This window comes from Pseudomonas sp. PDM31, from assembly GCF_019218965.1.
Classification (GTDB): Bacteria; Pseudomonadota; Gammaproteobacteria; order Pseudomonadales; family Pseudomonadaceae; genus Aquipseudomonas.
The window spans coordinates 30,823-52,772 of sequence record NZ_JAHUWS010000010.1 but is presented as its reverse complement, the minus strand read 5'-3'; the positions used below and the strand labels follow the sequence as shown (position 1 = coordinate 52,772).

Here is a 21,950-nt window from a genome sequence, read left to right as displayed (position 1 = left end):
GCGACTACAACTTGATACGCTCGACCTTGCCCACCAGCAAGATGTAGGAAAGCGCACCGATCAACGCCAGCACCGAGATATAGGTGATCGCCGGGGCAAAAGAATCACCGCTGGCGAGGAAACCGATGACGATAGGCGTAGCGATGGCCGACAGGTTGCCGATGAAGTTGAACACGCCACCGGTCAGTCCCAGCAAACGTGCCGGGGCGAGCGTCGATACCAGCGACCAGGTGATGGAAGCCAGGCCGTTGCCGAAGAACGCCAGCGCGAGAAAGGCGATCACCAGCGGCGTCGACTCGACAAAGTTGGCGCCGATGATCGAGGTGGAAATCAGCAGGCCACTGATGATCGGTAATTTGCGGGCGAACCCTACTGTATAGCCGCGGCGGATCAGCAAGTCCGAAAAGAACCCGGAACACAGCACGCCAACGAACGCCGCGAGAAACGGCAGTGACGCCAACAAGCCGGACTTGATGAAGTCCATGCCGCGGTATTTCACCAGGTAGGTCGGGAACCAGGTCAGGAAGAACCACAGGGTCGAGTTGAGGCAGAACTGGCCGAGGTAGATACCCCAGAGCTTGCGCTTGGTCAGGACAATGCCCAGGTCGGTCCAACTGAATTTGGCTTTGACTTTGGCTTGCTCGGCCTGAATATCCACCAGCCCGCCGCCTTCGCGGATCAGGTCGATTTCTGCCTCGTTGGCACCTTTGAAATCCCGTGGCTCGCGATACACCGCGTACCAGATCACCGCCCAGAGAATGCCCACTGCGCCGGTGGCGACAAACACCATGTGCCAGCCGAATTCGTGTTGCAGCCAGGCCAGAACCGGTGTCAGGAAAGCCAGACCAACGAACTGCCCGGAGGTGTAGAAACCGATGGCCGTGGCGCGCTCGCGCTCGGGGAACCAGGTGGTGACGACGCGGCTGTTGATCGGATAAGCCGGCGCTTCCAGAGCACCCACCGCCATGCGCAGCACGAACAGCGCGATAAAGCTGGCGGCAAAACCGAGCATCACCGTGGCAATCGACCACAGCAGCAGTGCAGCGGTATAGAGAATGCGCGGCGGCACTCGGTCCACCAGCCAGCCGCCAGGAATCTGCATGGCGGCGTAGGTCCAGCCGAACGCGGAAAAGATCAGGCCGACATGAATCGGGTCAATCCCCAGGTCGCTGGTCAGCGCAGGGGCGGCAATCGACAGGTTGCTGCGGTCCAGGTAGTTGATCACCACGGTGATGAACAGCAGGACCATGATGAAAAAACGCTTGCGGCTGGGCGCCACCAACGACGCCTGCCCAGTGAGGGTTTGCGGTTGCATGAGGAAGTGCCTCTTTTTATGTTTATTGAGGTCGAGGTGAAACGCAGATCTCCTTGTCCATGGAGATCAACTGTGGGAGCCAGCCTGCTGGCGATGGCGGTGTGTCAGTCACCATCAATGCTGAATGTGCCTACCGAATCGCCAGCAGGCTGGCTCCCACAGGGGATTGGTGGTTGATCAGGGAGAACTCACCACTCGGCAAAACTGCCATCGGCATGGCGCCATATCGGGTTGCGCCAGCGGTGGCCGACGGCGGCGCGCTCGATCACGTATTCCTCGTTGATCTCGATACCCAGGCCCGGGCCATTCGGGATCTTCACGAAGCCCTGGTCATAGTCGAACACCCGTGGGTCCTTGACGTAGTCGAGCAGGTCGTTGCTTTCGTTGTAATGGATGCCCAGGCTCTGCTCCTGGATGAACGCGTTGTAGCAGGCCGCGTCCAGTTGCAGACAGGCCGCCAGGGCGATCGGGCCCAGCGGGCAATGCAGCGCCAGCGCGACGTCGTAGGCTTCGGCCATGTTGGCGATCTTGCGGGTCTCGGTGATACCGCCGGCGTGGGACGCATCGGGCTGGATGATGTCGACGTAACCCTCGCTGAGTACACGCTTGAAATCCCAACGGGAAAACAAGCGCTCACCGAGCGCAATCGGTGTGCTGGTCAGTGGCGCCAGTTCTTTCAGTGCTTCGTAGTTTTCGCTGAGCACCGGCTCTTCGATGAACATCAGTTTGTACGGATCGAGTTCCTTCATCAGCACCTTGGCCATGGGCTTGTGCACCCGGCCATGGAAGTCGACGCCGATGCCCACGTTCGGCCCCACCGCATCACGCACGGCGGCGACGTTGGCCAGGGCCAGGTCTACTTTTTCGAAGGAGTCGAGGAACTGCAGCTCTTCGGTGCCGTTCATTTTCACCGCAGTGAAACCACGCTCCACCGCTTCCTTCGCAGCCCGTGCCGTGTCCGCCGGGCGGTCGCCACCGATCCATGAATACACACGAATCTTGTCGCGCACCTGACCACCGAGCAGATCACTGACCGACACCCCCAACGCCTTGCCCTTGATGTCCCACAACGCCTGATCGATACCGGCCAGGGCACTCATGTGAATCGCGCCACCCCGGTAGAAGCCGCCGCGGTACAGCACCGTCCAGATATCTTCGATATTGCGTGGGTCTTTGCCGATCAGGTAGTCGGACAATTCTTCAACGGCCGCTGCGACGGTATGAGCGCGGCCTTCGACCACGGGCTCGCCCCAACCGGTCACGCCCTCATCGGTTTCGACCTTGAGGAAGCACCAGCGCGGCGGAACGATGAAGGTGGTCAGTTTAGTGATTTTCATCTTTGGCTCTCTTATTGGATGCAGCGCGCTCGGCGCCGAAAAAGTCTTAACGCAGAGCGTTCCATGCAGCGACGTAGGCCTTGGCATTGGCCGCCACTTGCTCCGGCGTCATTCCCGGCTTGAACAGGCCGGATCCGAGACCGAAACCCTTGACGCCTGCTTCGATAAAGACCTGCATGTTGTCCGGGGTGATGCCGCCGACCGGCACCAGAGTCGTCCCGGCGGGCAACACCGCGAGCCAGGCTTTTACGACTGCCGGCCCCATCTGCTCGGCCGGAAACATCTTCAGCACATCGGCGCCCAGCGCCAGTGCGGCGAAGGCTTCGGTCGGCGTGGCGACACCCGGCGACAGGTACAGTCCGGCGGCCTTCGCCGCGCGCAATACTTGCGGATCGCTGTGTGGCATGACGATCACCTGACCGCCCGCCGCTTTCACTTGCCCGACCTGCTCCGGCGTCAGCACCGTGCCGGCGCCAATCAGGCAATCGGCGGGCAAGGTGCTACGCAGGATGCGAATACTTTCGTACGGCTCAGGGGAATTGAGCGGCACCTCGATGACGCGAAATCCGGCGCCGTACAGGACTTCGCCGATGGCCGCCGCTTCCTGTGGGCGCAGGCCGCGCAAGATCGCGATAAGACCGTTTTGCGCCAGGGCTTGTTTGAGCATGTCAGACCTCCAGTCAGGATTAACGGGACAGGGTGAGCGTGATCAGACCGGCGGCGAGCGCCAGTTGCCACAATCCGTGTTCGGTGGCCTGCTCGGCCAGGGTCACCCGGGCAAAGCCACAAGCGTCGAGCGCGCGGCTGTAGCGGGCGCAGAGTTGGGCGTTACCGATGAGGATGATCGAAGGCAGGTGCACGCTGTTGCGCCGGCGCCGTTGAGCACAGGCCAGGGCCGACAACTCGTGGCCGATCAACAGCCCGGACAGGTAGTCGGCTTGCGCCGTGGCACTCAGTTCGCCGGTCAGGCCCAGGCTGCGGGCGCTGAACAGGGTCGACAGCGGACCGATTTCACCGTCCGCCGATAACGCCACCTGTACACCGCGATCAAAAGCGTCGCCATCGAAGGTCGCGCTACGCTGCTGGGTGCGCCCCAGAATGCTGTGCTCGCTGAGCACGGCGAAGATTTCGCCGGTCATGAAGGTATCGAAATGGACGATGCAGCCGTCGGCCACTTCCACCCATTTCGAATGACTGCCCGGCAGGCCGATCAACAGATCCCCGCCCGCCTCGCCCGCCTCGCCCGCCTCGCCCGCCTCGCCCGCCTCGCCCGGCAGATTTTGCAGCACGCCGAGCACCTGGGTTTCTTCGCCACGCATCACATTCGGCAGACGCGAACGTTGAATCACCCCCGGCACGATGTGCACATCGATTCCACGAATACTGCGAACGGTTTGCAGGGACGTACCAAGCGTGGCGACGTTCGCCGGTGTATCGCGGTAGGCCGCTTCGCGCCAGCCCTGGGCGCTGCCGACCATGCCACAGGCAATCACCGGCAAGCCGGGTTGCGCGTCGAGCCAGTCGCTGCATGCCTCATCGAAGGCCAGTTCGAAACCGTCGGTGCATTCCCGACCGGCAATGATTCGCGGCACCTTGGGCAGTTGCATGATTCCCGACGACAGCGAACGCTGTTCGAGCACCTTGCCACCTTCGGCCAGTTTGTAAGCACGTAATGAGGTTGTCCCCCAATCCAGCGCGATCAATTGCGCCCGCATCGCTTCACCTGTTTTGGTTTTTGGCAGTGAGTGAGCCGGACTATAAACCCTGATGCGCCGAAATCTCAATATATAAATATCACTCCCACATATTGGGATTAATAGATTTCAGGCAAAAAAAATCGCAGACGTCGATTTCTGCGATATTCAAAGCGTACATTGCCCTGCAGGAGCCGACGTGCTGGCGATTCAATCTCAAGGGCTGCATTGCTCTTGAGCCCGCCATCGCTGGCAAGCTAGCTCCTACGGAATGGGTTTACAGCGAAATATCACGGTTCAATTTCCGTCTGCGAACTCGCGAAGGACCTTGCCATCCATGCGATAGCGAACCCACTCTTCCTGCGGCTGCGCGCCCAGGGATTTGTAGAAGTCGATGGCCGGGGTATTCCACTCCAGCACGCTCCACTCAAAGCGCCCGCAATCATTGGCGCAGGCGATTTTCGCCAGATGCCGCAGCAAGGTCTTGCCCGCCCCGCCACCGCGCTGATCAGGGGTGATGTAGAGGTCTTCAAGGTACAGGCAGTTGCTCCCCAGCCAGGTGGAGTAACTGAAGAAGAACACCGCGAACCCGATCGGCAGACCGTCGCGCAGGCAGATCAGGCCATGGGCAGTAGCGCCTTCGCTGAACAGGCTGCGCTCGATGTCGGCGACGCTGGCGATGACTTCATGACGGGCACGTTCGTAGTCGGCCAGTTCAGTGATGAACGCGAGAATTTGCGGCGCGTCACTGGGGGTCGCCGGGCGGATTTCGATCGTCATGGACGTGCCTTGTCAAAATTGAAAACGCCATACTAAGTCGGCACGGGATTTGTGGCGAGGGGGCTCACTGTGGCGAGGGGCTTGCCCCCGTCGGGTTGCGCAGCAACCCCCAATATCTGGATGGCGCCGATCATGGAAGGGGACTGCTGCGCAGTCCAGCGGGGGCAAGCCCCCTCGCCACAGCAAGCCCCCTCGCCACAGTGAGCTCCTCGCCATAGAGGACCTCCGCCGCAGAGCCACACAAGCCTGATACCAAGCCGTTCGTCGCACGTCTGGCACCCATGCAATTCGGGGGCGGACTAATCAACTAAGCACTCTACTCGCTGGAGACGACACCATGATCCTGTCCAGGTTGACCGCCCTCGCCCTCACCGCCTTGTTGGCCTCCGGTGCCTACGCCGGGAACATTGGCTCCAGCACCGGCCCCACCAATCCAGTGGCAAACCCCAAAGCTCCGGCTATCCAGAGCGCCCCCGTGACCCATACCGGTTCAGGCCTCGACAGCGGCCTGCCACCGTCCACCGGCAACGACCCACGGGATCAGGGCAATGATCCTGGTCGCCAGGGCGGCATGAATCTACCGGACACTAAAACACCCACCCAAGGCGGACTCGGTTCGACCACTACCGACAGTTCGGGCAAAGAAGGTGGGATCAGCCAATAGAATGCAGGTCGGCACCGAAGCTGATTCAAGTGCCGGCTTAGCGAGCCTTTTCGAAAGCAAACTCGCTCCTGCGGGCAATAATTGTCAGCGCTGCTTGAGACGGTCAATCACCACCGCCAGCAACAGGATCGAACCGCGAATCACGTACTGATAAAACGTGTCGATGTTCTTCAGGTTCATCGCATTCTCGATGATCGCCAGAATCAACACACCGGCAATCACATGGCGGATCATGCCGATCCCGCCGCTCAGCGACACCCCGCCCAGCACGCAGGCCGAGATCACTGTGAGTTCGAAACCCTGGCCGATCATTGGCTGGCCGGACGTCATGCGCGAGGCCAGGATCACCCCGGCCAGCGCGCCGATCACGCCGTGCACGGCAAAGATAATGATCTTGGTCCGGTCCACGTTGACCCCGGCCAGCAGCGCCGCTTCCTGGTTGCCGCCGATGGCCATGGTGTTGCGCCCGTAGGTGGTGTAGTTGAGCAGCCAGCCGAAAAACAGGAAGCAGACGATGGTAATCAGGATCGGCACCGGCACGCCAAACAACTGGCCATTACCGAAGACGAAAAACGATTCCTGTGACACCCCCACCGCTTTGCCGTTAGCGAAAATGTAAGCCAGACCACGCACGATCTGCATGGTCGCCAGTGTGGTGATCAACGCATTGACCCGCAGCTTGGCAATCACGATGCCGTTGATCAGTCCCACGATCAGGCCCATCACCAGGGCTGCACTGACACCGAGAAACACACTGTCGGTGTCGCGCATGACCACGGCTGCAACGACCCCGGCACAGGCGATCACCGAGCCCACCGACAGGTCGAAATGCCCGGATGCCAGGCAATACAGCATGGTGCAGGCGGCGATGCCGGTGGTGGAAATCGCCAGGCCCAGGCCACGCATGTTCAGCGGCGAAAGAAAGTTGTCGATCAGCAAGGTGCAGGCGACGAAGATCCCGACCGCGGCCAGCAGCATTACCCAGTCATCGAGAAAACGCCGCAGGTCCAGAGGTTTGCGAGTCGCCGGCAATGTGTTGTTTTGGATTGTCATCATAGTCACCCCTCAGTTCGCCACGCCGTCAGCGCGTTGGCGCGGCAAAGCCATTTGCAGCAGGTTGGATTCATTGGCCTGGTCGCGGCTCAGTTCGCCACGCAACGCGCCTTCGCAAAGCACCAGGATGCGGTCGGAAATGCCCATGACTTCCATCAGGTCACTGGACACCACGATCACCGCGATGCCGCTGGCGGCCAGGTTATGGATGATCTGGTAGATCTCGGCCTTGGCGCCGATGTCGATGCCACGGGTGGGTTCGTCGAGCAGCAGGACTTTCATCGGCATCGACAGCCAGCGGCCGAGAATGGCCTTCTGCTGATTGCCGCCGGACAGGTACATGATTTTCTGCGCCGCATTGGGCGTCTTCACTTTCAGAGCCTTGATCTGCTGATCGGCGTTGTCCTTCTCCCACAGGCCGCGCAGCAGGCAGCCGAAGCTGGAATGGGCACCGCGTGCGCTGATGTTGATGTTCTCGGCGACGCTCGCCAGGGGCAGGATGCCCTCTTTCTTGCGGTCTTCGGGACACAACAGAATGCCGGCGGCAATCGCGTCCCGGGGTGAGCGCAGTTTCAGTTCATGGCCGCGCAGTTCAAGACGTCCGGCACTATTGCGTTCCAGCCCGCTGAGCATGCGCAACAGCTCGGTGCGGCCGGCGCCGACCAGACCGAACAGCCCGAGAATTTCGCCTTTGTGCACCTGGAAGCTCACCGGCTCACGCAAGCCCGGCCCTTGCAGGCCATCGACCTTGAGTGCCACGGCGCCCCGCTGGCGAGGCCGATAGTCGTAGATGTCCTGGATGTCGCGACCGACCATGCAAGTGACCAGTTGATCATGGGTCAGCTGGCTCATGTCCTCGAACGTGCGCACGAAGCGGCCGTCCTTGAACACCGTCACCGCGTTGCAGATGCGGAACACTTCTTCCATACGATGGGAGACGTACAGCACCACTTTGCCTTCGTCGCGCAGTCGGCCGATGATCGCCATCAAGCGCTCGATCTCCCGCGCCGACAGGCTGCTGGTCGGTTCGTCGAAGGCGATCACATGGGCGCCTCGGGACAATGCCTTGGCAATTTCCACCAGTTGCCGCTGGCCGAGGGACAGGCGCCCGACTTTTTCCTGGGGATCGATTTCCTCGGCCAGGCCCTTGAGACAAGCCAGGGCTTGCTGACGCAGGGCACCTCGATTGATCAGGCCGAAACGGGCCGGCAGGTGCCCCAGGAACAGGTTCTCCGCCACGGTCATTTCCGGCACCAGATGTAACTCCTGGTGGATCACCGCGACGCCGCTGCCGATGCTGTCGGCGGTGGACTTGAAGTCCATCGTGTGTTCGCCGATCTGCAGCGCACCGCTACTCGGTGTATAGGCACCGCCGAGGATTTTCAGCAGCGTCGATTTGCCTGCGCCGTTCTCGCCCATCAGGGCGTGAACCTGCCCCGGATGGGCGACGAAGCTGATGCCGTCGAGCGCCTTGACCCCGGGAAAGGTCTTGCCGATCCCGTTGAAGCGCAAGCTGCCACTGCAGTTGTGATGTTGTGTTTTTGATTGCGCGTGCATAACCCCACCTCTTTTCGCAGATCAGGCAACCCCGTCGCCGAGGCCGCCGCTGAAATCAACCGTCCCTCAGTTCCACAGGCCGATCTTTTCCAGTTCCTGCTTGAAGTTGTCGCGGGTGATCAGCGTCACGTCATCCATGGCGGTGTATTTCGCCGGCTCCGTACCCTTGGTGACCCACTCGTACATCATGCTTGCGGTGTTATAACCCTCGATATGCGGACTTGGCAGCATCGAGCCGAAGAAGCCGCTATCGGGTTTCTTCAACTCGCCGATGGCGTCAGTGCCGTTGATGCCGATACCGATCACGTTCTTCGCCGCGAAACCGGCGCTTTCGGTGGCGCGCACCCCACCCAGCACAGTGTTGTCGTTCATCCCGCCGATGATCAGGTTCTTCGCCGCGCCCGGCAGCTTCACCAACGCCGAATTGGTGGCGTCCATGCTGCCCGGAACGTCGAGGGTTTTGAGGGCCGAGAACAGGATGTGGTCCTTGGGCATGCCGGCGTCTTCGAGGGCTTTGACCGAACCGTCGGTGCGTTTCTTGCCAGTGTCGAGTTCGTTATAGGTGTTGATCACGGCGTAAGTGTCTTTCCAGTCCCAGCCGCGCTTTTTCGCTTCGGTGGCCATGGCGGCACCCTGTTTCTGGCCGACTTCGAAGGCGGCCATGCCGAGGTACGGCACGTCTTCCATGAATTTACCGCTGGCGTCGACAAAGCGATCATCCACGGCGATCACTTTCAACCCGTTGAGCTTGGCCTTGGCCATGATCGCCGGGCCCAGGGACACATCGGGCGGGCAGATCACAAAGCCCTTGGCACCGTTGGCCGCCAGGCTGTCAATGGCAGAGAGGGTCTTCTCGCCGTCGGGCACTGCGATTTTGATCAGGGTGAAGCCTTTTTCCTTACCGGCCTTTTCGGCGAATGCCCATTCAGTCTGGAACCAGGGCTCTTCCGCCTGCTTGACCAGAAAACCGATTTTCACTTCTTCGGCCGCCAGCAGTGTGCTGCTCAGGCTGACCGCAGTGACCGCCAGGGCGGCACAGCACAGGGAACGGATAGCACGACGACGATTCATAAGCTGACTCCTTTGTTATTTTTTTAGAGCATTATTTGAAAAGCGTTCACAAATTGCAGGCAATAGTCATATCGTATGATGATTGGATTTCAGGCGTAGAAACACACCTCAAAGCCTGGTGTTCAGTCGTGGTACATCACCGAGCGCCCACCGTCGATAGTGATGCACGAGGCGTTGATAAAGGGTGCTTCGTCACTGGCCAGGAACACTGCCGTCATCGCCACTTCAATGGGCTGACCGATGCGCCTTGGCGGGTGCAGATCGAAGGCGCGCTGACGCTCGGCGTGGGGGTCGGCAAAACCGTTCCAGTAATCGACGTTCAGCTGGGTTTCGATGTAGCCCGGTGCGATGGCGTTGACGCGAACGCCCTTTGGCGCGTATTCGATGCCCAGGGCGCGGGTCAGGCCGAGCAAGCCGTGCTTGGCTACCGGGTAAGGGAAGCAACCCGGGATGATGTGAGTGGAATGGGTGGAGGCGATGTTGATGATGCTGCCGATGCCCTGTTCAATCATTTGTGGCAGAACCGCCTTGCAGCCGTACCAGGCGCCGTCCAGATCGATCGCGAAACAACGACGCCAGTCTTCTTCGGTCATTTCCAGCGGGTCGCGGAACACGTTGACCCCGGCGCAGTTGACCAGTACGTCGATCCGCCCGTGAAGGTCGATCGCCAACCTGGCCATGGCGTGCAGGTCCTGTTGCCGGGACACGTCAGCCTTGATCGCCTGCACGTCAAAGCCTTTGCCCCGCCACTGCGCCGCGACGTTTTCGACTTTTTCGGCCTGGATATCGCTGATGACCAGCCTGGCCTGCTGGGAGGCAAATGCCGCGACAATCGCTTCGCCGATGCCCTGGGCAGCACCGGTCAGCAATACCACCTTGTTTTTCAGGCGCTCGCCCTTGGGCGGCTCGGGCACGGGAGGTAAGGAAAGGGGTTCAGCCATGAATCAGGACTCCTGTTCGACAGCACGACGAAAACCGGGCATCTGTCGATGTCCGGCGAAAAGACGTTGAGGGAAAAACAGGCAGGCGCGTACAGGTTTCAGCTCGCAAAAGGCTGAAGCACTGACTGCACAATGGAGTGCGGGGGAATATCGCTGCATCACTTCACCTGTTTTGTTTTTTTAAGTGTGAGTGCGTGAAACCGGTGGAGCCGACTATAAACCCGGCTCGCGATAAATCTCAATATATATATTCTCATCCCATATTTTGGGATTCAGCCAGAAAAACGTGTACATAGTGTCCCGGGAACATCCAGGGCAATGGCTAACACTGCACCATCCAACGGATGCTTGAGCGGGCTCGCTGCACTGGTGATGTACAGGGTTTTCAGGTCTTTGCCGCCAAACACACAACTGGTGGGGCGACTGATTGGCAACTCGATCACCCGGTCGACGCTGCCATCCGGAGCCAGCCTGAGCAGGCAACTGCCATCCCAGCGTGCGTTCCACAGGTAGCCTTGGGCATCCATCGCCGAACCGTCAGGGCCACCGCGTCGGTGGGGGCCGAACCAGGCCTGGGCCGGTTCAAGGCCACCATCGGTGCGAATGAAATGCCGGTACAAGGTGCCGTCCAGGCTGTCGCCAAAGTACAAGCGGGTGGAGTCAGCACTCCACAGCAGCGTATTGGGAATGCCCAGGCCCCGCAGTAGCGGCGTGACACGGCCATCACCGTCAATGCGAAACAGGCCACCGGAACGCCGCTCGATGGGCAGGTCTTCGCCCTGGGCACCTACGTTGTTTTGCATGGTGCCGAGCCAGAGTCGGCCTTGGGCATCGCAGCGGGCTTCATTGGCGCGGTTGCCCGGTTGCGGGTCGGCGACGCAAAGCAGTGTCAGGCGCGGTTCGAGTCCAGGCGAATCAAGGTCGAGCCTGTATACCCCGGAACTCAGCGTAACCAGCGCGTCGCCGCTTTCGCAGGGGATAAAGGCTGATACGTGTTCCGGCATCTGCCAGATCTGCACGTTGGCACCGATCAGGCGCAGCGCTTGTCGACCGGCGATGTCCACCCAGTACAGCGCCTGGGTCGGCGCATCCCAGAACGGGCCTTCGCCCAACTGCGCACGGTGACCGGTTACTGCAGTCCACGTCATGAAACCTCCTGCTTTGTTCTTGTTTTTGTTTTTTTTGTAGGAGCGAACCTGCTCGCGATGGCGTGTCAGCTACAACAATCTCGACTGACACAAAATCGCCATCAGGCTGGCTTTCACATAGGGGCTTTTCAGCCGGCTTTTTTGTCGGCCATGACTTGCGGGTAATAGCGCTTGATCGCCAGGTCGGCATTGTCGATCAGGGTCATGCAGGCCCAGACACCTCGCGCACTGTCCCGGGCGGCGATGGCTTCGGCCATGTCCTTGTGGATCGGCAAGGTGCGGCGCAGTTCGTCGGGGTCAGCGGCCGATGCCTCGAAGCACACGGCCAGCAAAGCGCCAAGGGCCGGGACCATCTGCTCGATGAATTGATTGTGGCTGGCGGCGAGGATGCACTCGTGGAACAAACGGTCGGCACGGTTGTAATCGATACCATTGTCCACCGCCCTCTCCAGCGCGTTGAAGGCCAGCAGGATCGCTTCGACCTGTTCCACCGTCGCTCGCTCGCAGGCCCAGCGCACGGCCATCGGCTCGATAGTGCGGCGCAGGTCGAGCAAGTCGTCGACGAAGTTTTCCGGCAGGCCACTGCGCGAGAGCCAGCCGACGACTTGTGGATCGAAAAGATTCCAGCGTCGCACCGGCAGCACCCGGGTGCCAACCTTCGGTCCGACTTCGAGCATGCCTTTGGCGACCAGGGTCTTGATAGCTTCGCGGATGACCGTACGACTGACCCCCAACTGCTCGCCCAGATCAGCTTCGACCTTGAGGGTCTCACCCGGGCTGACCTGCCCCGTGGCGATCCGGCAACCCAGCCAGTCGACGGTTGCGGCGTGAAAACTGCTGGACATGGGACACCTCAAAGCCGATCGCGATGGGTGCCCACGCTAATCATCATATGATTGGGTGTCAATTCGATTTTTTAGTGATGCAACTATTCACTGTGGGAGCAGGCTTGCTCGCGAATGCGGTGTGTCAGTCATCATGAAGGTGAATGACACACCGTATTCGCGAGCAAGCCCGCTCCCACAGAGTGTTATGTCAGGGTTCAAGACCGATGCGGAAGAACTCCCCGCTGCTCCACACACCCAACCAACGCTGCCCGTCGATTTCACGGCTGACCGCCAACTCGACCAATTGATAGAACACGTTGCGGTGGATCAACGCTTCGAGATTGGTTCGCACATGGACGTAAGGCGCCGGCTCTTGCGTCACCGGGTCGATCACCACACGAATCGGATGCTCGACGCCCGCCTCGGTGGTTTCATCGACATTGGTGGTAAAGCGCAAGACCTGCGTCTCACCCTCGCCTTCCACTTCCACGGCAATCGCCACGAACGGCGCATCGTCGACCTTGATCCCGACCTTTTCCACCGGGGTAATCAGGAAGTAATCATCGCCGTCGCGGCGGATGATGGTGGAGAACAGTTTGACCATCGGCTTGCGCCCGATCGGTGTACCCAGGTAATACCAGGTGCCGTCGCGGGCGATGCGCATGTCGATGTCACCGCAGAAATCAGGGTTCCACAGGTGCACCGGCGGCAAGCCTTTGGTCTTGGGGATTTGCCCCAACAGGTCGTTGGCTTTTTGCGGGTCACTCATGGCGATCTCCTTTGAATTACTGGTCGCTGAGCCCGAGCAGGCTGCGAGCATATTGCTTGAGCGGCGGGCCCATCAGGTCTTCCGGTTTTTTGTCATGGAACGTCAGCAAACCGCCACGACTCTTGATACTCGCAGTATCAATCAAATACTGGGTGCTGGTCTCGATCAACATGATTTGAATCACGCCGCTGTCGATACCGAGTCGATCCAGCGCCTCCTGATCCAGCCACTCGTCGGAGTTGCCGATGCGATCGTCGGACTTGGCGAAACGGGTGTAGAGCAGATAGTGGGCGCCGGCGTCACGCGCCTCGACCATGGCCTGGTCGAGTCCCTCCGGCACACGGGCGCGACGGACCATCGGAAAATAATCGACAAAACCATCGAAGGCGACTTCGGCAATCACGTTGGGCCGTGGGTACACGTCGCTGCCCGGCGGCATGAAGGCACCCTGGGCAATGTAGACAAATGAGTCGGACTGAATGCGCAGGTTGTTCACCCGGCGGCTGTCGCTATGGTCGAGCAACCCTGCATCGCTCATATGGTATCGAGTCCCTTCGGCCATATCGCTGACGTTCATGCAGCCACCAAGCGCCAAAACGGCCAGCAGCAAAACCAGGCTACGCATCCTTACCCTCCAGAGGCCGGTGACGGAAAACCGGCGAATGGCCGTGGGATGCAGATTTTAAGCCAGCTCATGCTCAGCGTCGCCAGAACCGGCCCCTTCGCGGGCAAGCCCGCTCCCACAGGGATCAGAGTTGATTACAAAATTTGTGAACGACTCCGCACACTGTGGGAGCGGGCTTGCCCGCGAAGGGGCCAGTTCAGCCGCCAATAATCTTCATGACTGTCGCACCACCGGAAAACGCCACTTCCTGCTTGTCACCCAAGGCCTTCACCAGCAATCGCTGCAGCGCCGGCAATGCCTGGTGACGCGGCTTGTCCAGCAGGTCGCCGACGTAATGGCGATTGCTCGACGACAGGCAACCATGCAGCCATCCCGTGGAGGACAGACGCAGCCGCGAACAAGTACGGCAGAACGGCACGCTTTCGTTGGCAATCACGCCGAAATGGCCCTGCCCCGGAATTTCGTAGCGCACCGCGGTCGCATCCACCGGCGCATCGGCTTGCAGATACTCGTAGCGCTCGCCGATCAGGCTCAGCAACTGTTGGAGGCTGACGAACTGTTGCAGGAAGGTGTTGGAGTCACTGGCCAGGTGGCCCATGCGCATCAACTCGATAAAACGCAGTTCATAACCACGCTCCAGGCAGTAGTCGAGCAGCGGCATGACCTGATCGAGGTTCTGCCCGCGCAGAGGCACCATGTTGACCTTGATCTTCATGCCTGCGGCGCTGGCTGCGTTCATGCCATCCAGCACAGTTGCCAGATCACCGCCACGGGCAATGCTGCGGAATGCACTGGCGTCGAGGGTATCGAGGGAAACGTTGAGGCGTCGAATACCGGCATCCACCAGCAGTGGCAGCTTCTTGGCCAGCAACTGGCCGTTGGTGGTCAGGCTGATGTCTTGCAAACCCATCTGCCCGACCGCGGTCATGAACGCCTCGAGTTTCGGGCTGACCAGCGGTTCGCCGCCGGTGATGCGCAAACGCTCGATGCCCGCCGCTTCGATCAGATAGGCTACACCGCGTGCCATGGCCTCGGCCGACAACTCATCCTGCGCAGCCACCAGCCGCTTGCCGTTGGGCACGCAGTAGGTACAAGCGTAATTGCAGGCTGAGGTCAGGCTGATGCGCAAATTGCGAAAACGCCTGCCTTGACGGTCAACGATCATGATCACTCCGGCGGAAGAAATTTCGGGCCGCTAAAACTTGACTCACAAATCAAGTTTTAGCAAGTCCCATGCCTGAGTATATTCCTGCTGCACGGCGCCATGGCGTGAATATCATGGCGCCATAAGGCAACTGAATGACTCAGCTGCTCGGAGTGTCGGTATCGCGTTTGCGCTTGTTGCCCATGCGTACGCCGATATCCATCAGGAACTGGAAGAAACCTTCCTGATCTTCCAGCACATTGCTCCAGAACGGCGAGTGATACAGCGCCACCGCACCGTGCACCAGCGCCCAGGAAGCGCAGTAGTGGAAGTAAGGTGGTACGTCTTCGAGCTTGCCTTCACTGATGCGACCCTTGATCAGCAGGGTCAGGCGCTCGAAGTTGGAGGCGCGAATCTTGTGCAGTTCCTCGATCATCTCCGGTACCTGATTGCCCTTGACCACCTTTTCTTCCAGGCGATCGAACAGTCGATAACGTTGCGGATCGCGCATGCGAAATTCGAAGTAGGCGCGCGACAGCGCTTCCTTGTCCTTGTCGACGTCGGCCGAATGCAGCAGCTCGTTCAAATCGCGCTCGTAATCGAGCATCAGGCGCAGATAGATCTCGGCCTTGGATTTGAAGTGCTTGTAGATGGTGCCTTTGCCAATACCGACGGCATCAGCAATCATCTCGACGGTGACACTGTCTTCACCCTGATCGAGGAACAGCTTGAGCGCGGTATCGAGAATTTCCTGCTCGCGGCGGCGAAACTCACGGACCTTACGAGGTTCTTTATGCATAAGAAAAGGTCTGTCGGGGTCAAAATTCGAAGCCGCGTATTATGCCTAACTTGCGCAAAAATGCACGGATCATCCGAGCATATATGTGTTTCATGAGCATTTCGCGCAGGCTGGCGAGTTGATGAGAACTCTTCCGAAGCGCCCGTATTCCAAATTTGTTTAAAAACCGCGACCGACGAACTGGACTCGGCGCAATACTGATCAATACTTCAACTGTCGGTGGGGCATCTCCCCCAAGTGTCACGCCGATAAAGGTACCAACGGACCGCGTGCCTTTGTTTTACTCCTAATGGTCTTAACCCGGATTCACCCCCCAGAACCCGGGTTTTTTTTGCCTGCGATTTAACCCAAAGCCCCTGCAGGAGCTGCGCAGCCTGCGATCTTCTTACAACCTCAAGCCAACGCCTTCACATGCGCCAATGGAAACAGCCGTCTGAAATTCGCCGTGGTCTGCTCGGCAAATCGCTCATACGGTTCACCACGCAACATTGCCAGAAATTCCGCTACTTCACGCACGTACTGCGGCAGGTTCGGTTTGCCGCGATAGGGTATCGGCGCCAGGTAGGGCGAGTCGGTTTCGACCAGCAAACGGTCGGCTGGCACCTTGCTTGCCACATCGCGCAACGCGTCGGCATTGCGGAAAGTGACAATACCGGACAGGGAAATGTAATAACCCATATCCAGCGCGGCCTTGGCCATCTCCCAGTCTTCGGTGAAACAATGCAGCACGCCCGCCTGGGGCAGCGCCGCCTCACGCAGCAGATCCAAGGTGTCCGCGCGGGCGCCACGGGTATGGATGATCACTGGCTTGCCGGTCTGCTGCGCGGCCTCCAGGTGCAGGCGAAAGGACTCCTGCTGCAGCTGCGCCGCTTCCGGTTCGTAGTGATAGTCCAGGCCGGTTTCGCCGATCGCCACCACTCGCGGGTGATTGAGCTCCTGCAACAGCCAATCCAGCGCGGGCGCGGCACCCGGCTGCACATCCAGCGGATGGACGCCGACCGAACAGTCGACATCGTCGTAACGCTCGGCCAGCGCTTTAACGTCGGCGGCGTTGTCGGCGCTGACGCCGATACACAGGAAGTGCCCTACCCCGCGCTGGCGAGCCGCATCCAGCGCGGCATCCAGGGAGCCGTTGTGGGCGGCTAGGTCGAGACGATCAAGGTGGCAATGGGAATCTACGAGCATAAGGGTCTGCAACTTGCATCGAATGAGTGGGACGGGTGATCTGTTACCTGGAGTCTACGCGCAGTCGATCATCTCTGGGCCGGCAAGGACGCCCATTGCACCAGCAGGGCTTCGAGCAACAGCACGCGATTGAGGTTGGCCTTGCTCAAGACTTTCTGGCGCTGGGCAAGAATCCAGTCCTGGATATTCAGCACTTTGTCCTGGGCGGTTTTCTGCGCCAGGTACTGGAGCACCTTGCGCATGTCCGCCAGTCCCAGGCCATCTTCATCCTGGGTCAGCTGATAACGCAGAATCAGGCTCGACCAATCGCAGAACCAGTCGAACAGCAGCAGCAAGGGAATCGCATTCCAGCCTTCGGCCAGTTGCGTTGGCGATTGCTGCTGCTTCAGCAGTTTCTTCACGCCCTCGACCACCTGCGCCCGCTGCTCGCGTACGCCCTGAGCCTGCAGATTGACCGCGGCCAATGGCGAACCCGCCGCCAGGGTCAGTAATTCAACGCGTTCTTCTGCAGAACAGTCCGGCAATGCCCTGCCAAGCCAGGCCTGGCTCATGGCCTGGCTTGGCAGGGGGCAGGCCTGTTGCACACAGCGACTCTTGATGGTCGCCAGCAAGCGGCTCGGCTGGTGACTGACCAGCAGCAACACGGTATCGCCGGAGGGTTCTTCAAGGCTTTTGAGCAAGGCGTTGGCGGCGTTGATGTTCATCGACTCGACCGGCTCGATCAACACTACCTTGCGTCCGCCCAACTGCGCGGTCTGCACCACGAAGCTGACCAGGTCGCGAACCTGGTCGACCTTGATCGCCTTGTCCGCTTCTTCCGGTTCCAGGATGTAGTTATCAGGGTGACTGCCGGCCTTCAACAGCAGGCAGGATTTGCATTCGCCACAGGCGTCCAGCGCATTCGGACGCTGGCACAGCAGGCTGGCCATCAGGCGCTCGGCCAACGCCCGCTTGCCAATCCCGGCCGGGCCATGCAGCAGGTAAGCGTGCGCGTGTTGGGTCCGGCCAGCCAGTTGCTGCCAGAGCGTGTCCTGCCACGGATAGGCCTCAGCCACGAGTCAACTCCAACAAGCGTGGCAGCAAGGTATCCAGCGATCGCTGAACCTGCGTCAGCGGTTGCGCGGCATCGACCAGCACATAGCGCGCCGGGTCCGCCTCGGCACGCTTGAGAAAGGCACCGCGTACCGCATCGAAAAAGCTCCGGCCTTCGAGTTCGAAGCGATCCAGGCGACCACGGGCGCTCGCGCGGGCCAGTCCCACTTCCACGGGCAGATCGAAAATCAGCGTCAGGTCCGGGCGCAGATCACCCTGCACGAAAGTCTCCAGGGTGGCGATGCGCTCGAGCGACAAGCCACGACCGCCACCCTGGTAGGCATAGGTCGAATCGGTGAACCTGTCACACAGGACCACGGCGCCGCGGGCCAGCGCCGGGCGAATCACTTGTGCCAGGTGTTGGGCACGGGCGGCGAACACCAGCAGCAACTCGGTGTCCGGGTTCATCACCTCATCGACCGGGGCCAACAGGACCTCGCGAATGCGCTCGGCCAATGGGGTGCCACCCGGTTCACGGGTCAGCACCACCTCGATACCGGCGGCGCGCAAACGCTCGGCCAGGTATTCGCGATTGGTGCTTTTGCCGGCGCCTTCCGGCCCTTCCAGAGTAATAAACAAGCCAGTCACAGGCAGTCCTTGATCAGAGTCATTGCGGGCTTTGCGGCGCGGTTGCATCGGCCGGGGCTGCATCGGGTGCAGAGGCCTCAGGTGCGGGCGCGGGTTCTTGCGGCGGCACTGGTGGCACGTCCTGCACAGCGGGGTTCGGTGAAGCGGCCGGAATCGGCATTTCAGCTTGCGGCGTCTCTGCTTGCGCAGCCTCGGGCTGCGCAGCCGTGGCCTCCCGGGTTGCATCTGGCGCAGGCGGTTCAGCCGGCGTCTCGGGTACGGAAATCGGCGCAGGGCTGGAGCGGTAATCGGCGCGGCGCTTGAGCTGGTATTCGCGCACTGCGTTGTTGTGCGCGTCCAGATCATCGGAGAACACGTGGCTGCCATCACCGCGCGCCACAAAGTAAAGGCTGGTGCCATCCACCGGATTGAGCGCCGCGTGGATCGCTTCACGACCGACCATGGCGATCGGGGTCGGCGGCAGACCGGCAATCATGTAGGTGTTGTAAGGCGTGGACTCCCTGAGGTGAGCCCGGGTCAACCGGCCATTGTAGCGGTCGCCGAGGCCGTAGATCACCGTCGGGTCAGTCTGCAGCAGCATGCCCAGGGCCATGCGCCGCACAAACACCCCGGCAATCTGCCCGCGCTCCTGCGGCACGCCGGTCTCCTTCTCAACCAGCGAGGCCATGATCAAGGCCTGATAGGGCTCGGTGTACGGCACGTCTGCCGAGCGCTGCGCCCACTCCTTGGCGAGCACGTCATCGAGTCGCTCGTAGGCAAGTTTCAACAACTCGACGTCGGACATGCCGCGCACGAATCGATAGGTATCAGGGAAGAAGCGTCCCTCCGGGAAAATTCCGGCATGGCCGATCTTGTCCATGACCTGGCTATCGCTCAAACCGTTGAGGGTCTGCTCGATCTTTGCTTCCCTGGCCAATGCCGCGCGTACCTGATGGAAATTCCAGCCTTCGACCAGGGTCAGGCTGTACTGAACCATTTCCCCGCGCTTCCACAACTCGATCAGCCCTTCGACGGTCATGCCGGGTTGCATGCGGTACTCGCCGCTGTGCAGCGGCTGCCTGGCGAGGTTGAAGCGCCAATAAACGCGCAGCCAGAATGCGTCCTTGATGACGCCATTGGCTTCGAGTCGATAGAGGGTACGGGTTGGCGTGGTGCCCTTGGGCACGTCCAGCAATTGTTCATGAGCAATGTTCAGCGGCTGTACCAGCGCCGAATGAATTTTCCAGGCACAAGTGCCCAGCAGCAGCCCCGCCAGAACCACTCCGGTTTCCAGCAGCAGCAAGAGTTTACGTCTCACGTATCAAGCATCCAGTAGCGCACGGGCAATGGTTTGGAGTTTACGGGTGAGCGGCCCAACCGGCCAGTGAAGAGCAGCATAGGCGCGTACCGGCCAAATACCATAAACGCTGTTGCAGACAAAGACTTCGTCAGCCCATTGCAGCTGTTCAAGGGGGATATCGGTGATTTGCACCGGGATTGCCGACGACTCGGCTTGAAACAAAATTTCTGCCCGCATCACCCCCGCCACGCCGCAGCGCTTGAGGTCGGGTGTAATCAATACGCCATCGCGCACTATGAACAGATTGCTGAATACGCCTTCGATCACCCGCCCGGCCTGATCGAGCATCAAGCCTTCGGCATGCTCGGTGTCCTGCCATTCGGAACGGGCGATAACTTGCTCCAGACGATTCAGGTGCTTGAGGCCGGCGAGCAGCGGTTGTCTGGAGAGTCGCGTGGTGCAGGGGAACAAACGAACGCCCTGCTCCCCATGTGCAGCAGGATAGGCAGCCGCAGGACCGCCCAACAGAATGCGCCGGGCCTGGGCCGAAGGATCAGGGGCGTAACCGCGAAGGCTGTCGCCGCGGGTAACAATGAGCTTGAGTACCCCATCGCCCAATGCCGCGGCGTAGGCCAGCAGTTCGCTGCGGATCAGCTCCTGATCAGTGGCAATCGCCAGACGCGAACAGCCATCGGCCAGGCGCGCCAGGTGACGGTCCAGCAACAATGGCTGCCCGTGGCGCACAGCGATGGTCTCGAACAGACCATCGCCATAAGCCAGGCCGCGATCCTTCAGCGACAAAGCGTCAGCCGGCTGACCGTCGACCCAGCTGTCCATCAGCCTGCGAACCGGCGGAACACCAGCGAGCCGTTAGTGCCGCCAAAACCGAAGGAGTTGGACACCACCACATCGATATCCATGTTGCGCGCCGTGTGCGGCACGAAATCAAGGTCACAGCCTTCGTCAGGCTCATCGAGGTTGATGGTCGGCGGAGCTACCTGGCCATTGATCGCCAGCACGCTGAAGATCGCTTCGACCGCGCCCGCCGCACCCAGCAGGTGACCGGTCATGGACTTGGTGGAGCTGACGGCCAGCTTGTAGGCGTGATCACCGAATACCGACTTGATCGCACTGGCTTCGGCCAGATCGCCGGCCGGGGTCGAGGTGCCATGGGCGTTGATGTACTGGACCTGATCGCTATTGATCCTGGCATCGCGCAACGCGTTGGTGATGCAGCGGGCAGCCCCTGCGCCATCGGCCGGTGGCGAAGTCATGTGGAACGCATCGCCGCTGGTGCCAAAACCGATCAGCTCGGCATAGATGGTCGCGCCGCGAGCCTTGGCGTGTTCGAGCTCTTCCAGAACCAGCGCCCCGGCACCGTCGGACAGCACGAAGCCGTCACGGCCCTTGTCCCAGGGACGGCTGGCGCGGGTCGGTTCGTCGTTGCGTGTCGACAGAGCACGCGAGGCGCCGAAGCCGCCCATGCCCAGGCCGCAAGCCGCCATCTCGGAACCGCCGGCAATCATCACGTCGGCTTCGTCGTACATGATGTTACGGGCAGCCATGCCGATGCAGTGCGTGCCGGTGGTACAAGCGGTGGCGATCGCGTAGTTAGGCCCCTGTGCACCCAGGTGGATGGACAGGAAACCGGAAATCATATTGATGATCGAGCCTGGCACGAAGAACGGAGAAATCCGCCGTGGGCCAGTTTCATGCAGGGTGCGGCTGGTTTCTTCGATATTGGTCAGACCGCCAATACCCGAGCCCATGGCTACACCGATACGCTCGCGGTTGGCGTCGGTGACTTCCAGACCGGAGTTACGTACCGCCTGAAAACCTGCCGCCAGACCATACTGAATGAACAGGTCGAGCTTGCGGGCTTCCTTGACCGACAGGTATTCCTCGACATTGAAGCCCTTTACCGAGCCGCCAAAACGGGTGGAATAGGCAGAAAGGTCGGTGTGTTCGATCAGACCAATGCCACTGCGGCCAGCCAGAATGCCCTGCCAACTGCTCGGCACATCCGTGCCCAGTGGCGACAACATACCCATACCGGTGACTACGACGCGTCTACGCGACACA

Annotated in this window: 22 protein-coding genes; 1 reads left to right on the top strand and 21 read right to left on the bottom strand. The window is 60.4% G+C overall.

What is annotated here, in order from left to right:
- Window positions 1-4 precede the first annotated feature (4 nt).
- The 5 genes from KW839_RS19775 to KW839_RS19755 all read right to left on the bottom strand — a co-directional run bounded on the left by KW839_RS19775 (window position 5) and on the right by KW839_RS19755 (window position 5,126).
- Window positions 5-1,315 carry an MFS transporter gene (locus tag KW839_RS19775; RefSeq protein ID WP_218425253.1) on the bottom strand — a complete coding sequence of 437 codons (1,311 nt, stop codon included), beginning with the start codon at window positions 1,313-1,315 and terminating at the stop codon, window positions 5-7.
- Window positions 1,316-1,503: 188 nt separating this feature from the next.
- Window positions 1,504-2,652: a galactonate dehydratase gene (dgoD, locus tag KW839_RS19770; protein ID WP_060540839.1), complete on the bottom strand. Its 1,149-nt coding sequence runs from the start codon at window positions 2,650-2,652 to the stop codon at window positions 1,504-1,506.
- 46 nt (window positions 2,653-2,698) lie between these two features.
- Entirely contained in the window at window positions 2,699-3,319 is a 621-nt protein-coding gene (locus KW839_RS19765; RefSeq protein WP_060540838.1) for a 2-dehydro-3-deoxy-6-phosphogalactonate aldolase, read from the bottom strand.
- Between the two features lie 19 nt (window positions 3,320-3,338).
- On the bottom strand, window positions 3,339-4,367 hold the full coding sequence (locus KW839_RS19760; protein WP_218425252.1) for a 2-dehydro-3-deoxygalactonokinase: 1,029 nt from the start codon (window positions 4,365-4,367) through the stop codon (window positions 3,339-3,341).
- A gap of 276 nt (window positions 4,368-4,643) precedes the next feature.
- The gene (locus KW839_RS19755; RefSeq protein WP_218425251.1) at window positions 4,644-5,126 is read right to left on the bottom strand and encodes a GNAT family N-acetyltransferase; all 483 of its coding nucleotides are present in this window, start codon (window positions 5,124-5,126) and stop codon (window positions 4,644-4,646) included.
- Between the two features lie 337 nt (window positions 5,127-5,463).
- On the opposite strand from KW839_RS19755, the gene KW839_RS19750 reads away from it, so the two are divergent.
- Window positions 5,464-5,790: a hypothetical protein gene (locus KW839_RS19750; protein WP_218425250.1), complete on the top strand. Its 327-nt coding sequence runs from the start codon at window positions 5,464-5,466 to the stop codon at window positions 5,788-5,790.
- Window positions 5,791-5,874: 84 nt separating this feature from the next.
- Here KW839_RS19750 and araH read toward each other — a convergent pair whose 3' ends face one another.
- The 16 genes from araH to fabF all read right to left on the bottom strand — a co-directional run bounded on the left by araH (window position 5,875) and on the right by fabF (window position 21,949).
- Window positions 5,875-6,843: an L-arabinose ABC transporter permease AraH gene (araH, locus tag KW839_RS19745; RefSeq protein ID WP_060540895.1), complete on the bottom strand. Its 969-nt coding sequence runs from the start codon at window positions 6,841-6,843 to the stop codon at window positions 5,875-5,877.
- A gap of 12 nt (window positions 6,844-6,855) precedes the next feature.
- The gene (gene araG / locus KW839_RS19740; RefSeq protein WP_218425249.1) at window positions 6,856-8,400 is read right to left on the bottom strand and encodes an L-arabinose ABC transporter ATP-binding protein AraG; all 1,545 of its coding nucleotides are present in this window, start codon (window positions 8,398-8,400) and stop codon (window positions 6,856-6,858) included.
- Between the two features lie 66 nt (window positions 8,401-8,466).
- Entirely contained in the window at window positions 8,467-9,471 is a 1,005-nt protein-coding gene (locus KW839_RS19735; RefSeq protein WP_218425248.1) for a substrate-binding domain-containing protein, read from the bottom strand.
- A 122-nt stretch (window positions 9,472-9,593) separates the two neighbouring features.
- On the bottom strand, window positions 9,594-10,412 hold the full coding sequence (locus KW839_RS19730) for an SDR family oxidoreductase (protein WP_218425247.1): 819 nt from the start codon (window positions 10,410-10,412) through the stop codon (window positions 9,594-9,596).
- Window positions 10,413-10,684: 272 nt separating this feature from the next.
- Window positions 10,685-11,560, bottom strand: a complete 876-nt coding sequence (locus KW839_RS19725) for an SMP-30/gluconolactonase/LRE family protein (protein WP_218425246.1) — start codon at window positions 11,558-11,560, stop codon at window positions 10,685-10,687.
- Window positions 11,561-11,688: 128 nt separating this feature from the next.
- Window positions 11,689-12,405, bottom strand: coding sequence for a FadR/GntR family transcriptional regulator (locus KW839_RS19720; protein WP_060540830.1), 717 nt, complete (start codon window positions 12,403-12,405; stop codon window positions 11,689-11,691).
- A 190-nt stretch (window positions 12,406-12,595) separates the two neighbouring features.
- Window positions 12,596-13,156 (bottom strand): DUF1285 domain-containing protein, encoded by a 561-nt coding sequence (locus KW839_RS19715; RefSeq protein WP_060540829.1) that lies wholly within the window; start codon window positions 13,154-13,156, stop codon window positions 12,596-12,598.
- 16 nt (window positions 13,157-13,172) lie between these two features.
- The gene (locus KW839_RS19710) at window positions 13,173-13,781 is read right to left on the bottom strand and encodes a DUF4823 domain-containing protein (RefSeq protein WP_218425245.1); all 609 of its coding nucleotides are present in this window, start codon (window positions 13,779-13,781) and stop codon (window positions 13,173-13,175) included.
- 196 nt (window positions 13,782-13,977) lie between these two features.
- Window positions 13,978-14,946 (bottom strand): GTP 3',8-cyclase MoaA, encoded by a 969-nt coding sequence (locus KW839_RS19705; RefSeq protein WP_060540827.1) that lies wholly within the window; start codon window positions 14,944-14,946, stop codon window positions 13,978-13,980.
- Between the two features lie 139 nt (window positions 14,947-15,085).
- Complete coding sequence (locus KW839_RS19700) at window positions 15,086-15,724, bottom strand: TetR/AcrR family transcriptional regulator (protein WP_008031613.1); 639 nt, start codon at window positions 15,722-15,724, stop codon at window positions 15,086-15,088.
- A 393-nt stretch (window positions 15,725-16,117) separates the two neighbouring features.
- On the bottom strand, window positions 16,118-16,909 hold the full coding sequence (locus KW839_RS19695) for a TatD family hydrolase (protein ID WP_218425244.1): 792 nt from the start codon (window positions 16,907-16,909) through the stop codon (window positions 16,118-16,120).
- A gap of 68 nt (window positions 16,910-16,977) precedes the next feature.
- Entirely contained in the window at window positions 16,978-17,964 is a 987-nt protein-coding gene (locus KW839_RS19690; RefSeq protein WP_218425243.1) for a DNA polymerase III subunit delta', read from the bottom strand.
- Window positions 17,957-18,589, bottom strand: a complete 633-nt coding sequence (gene tmk / locus KW839_RS19685) for a dTMP kinase (protein ID WP_218425242.1) — start codon at window positions 18,587-18,589, stop codon at window positions 17,957-17,959. The genes KW839_RS19690 and tmk overlap by 8 nt, the downstream gene beginning before the upstream one ends.
- A gap of 19 nt (window positions 18,590-18,608) precedes the next feature.
- A complete protein-coding gene (gene mltG, locus KW839_RS19680; RefSeq protein WP_060540824.1) occupies window positions 18,609-19,886 on the bottom strand; it encodes an endolytic transglycosylase MltG in 1,278 nt (425 codons plus the stop codon).
- Window positions 19,887-19,889: 3 nt separating this feature from the next.
- Window positions 19,890-20,705 (bottom strand): aminodeoxychorismate lyase, encoded by an 816-nt coding sequence (gene pabC, locus KW839_RS19675; RefSeq protein ID WP_218425241.1) that lies wholly within the window; start codon window positions 20,703-20,705, stop codon window positions 19,890-19,892.
- Window positions 20,705-21,949: a beta-ketoacyl-ACP synthase II gene (gene fabF / locus KW839_RS19670; RefSeq protein ID WP_060540822.1), complete on the bottom strand. Its 1,245-nt coding sequence runs from the start codon at window positions 21,947-21,949 to the stop codon at window positions 20,705-20,707. The genes pabC and fabF overlap by 1 nt, the downstream gene beginning before the upstream one ends.
- Between the last annotated feature and the right edge of the window lies 1 nt (window position 21,950).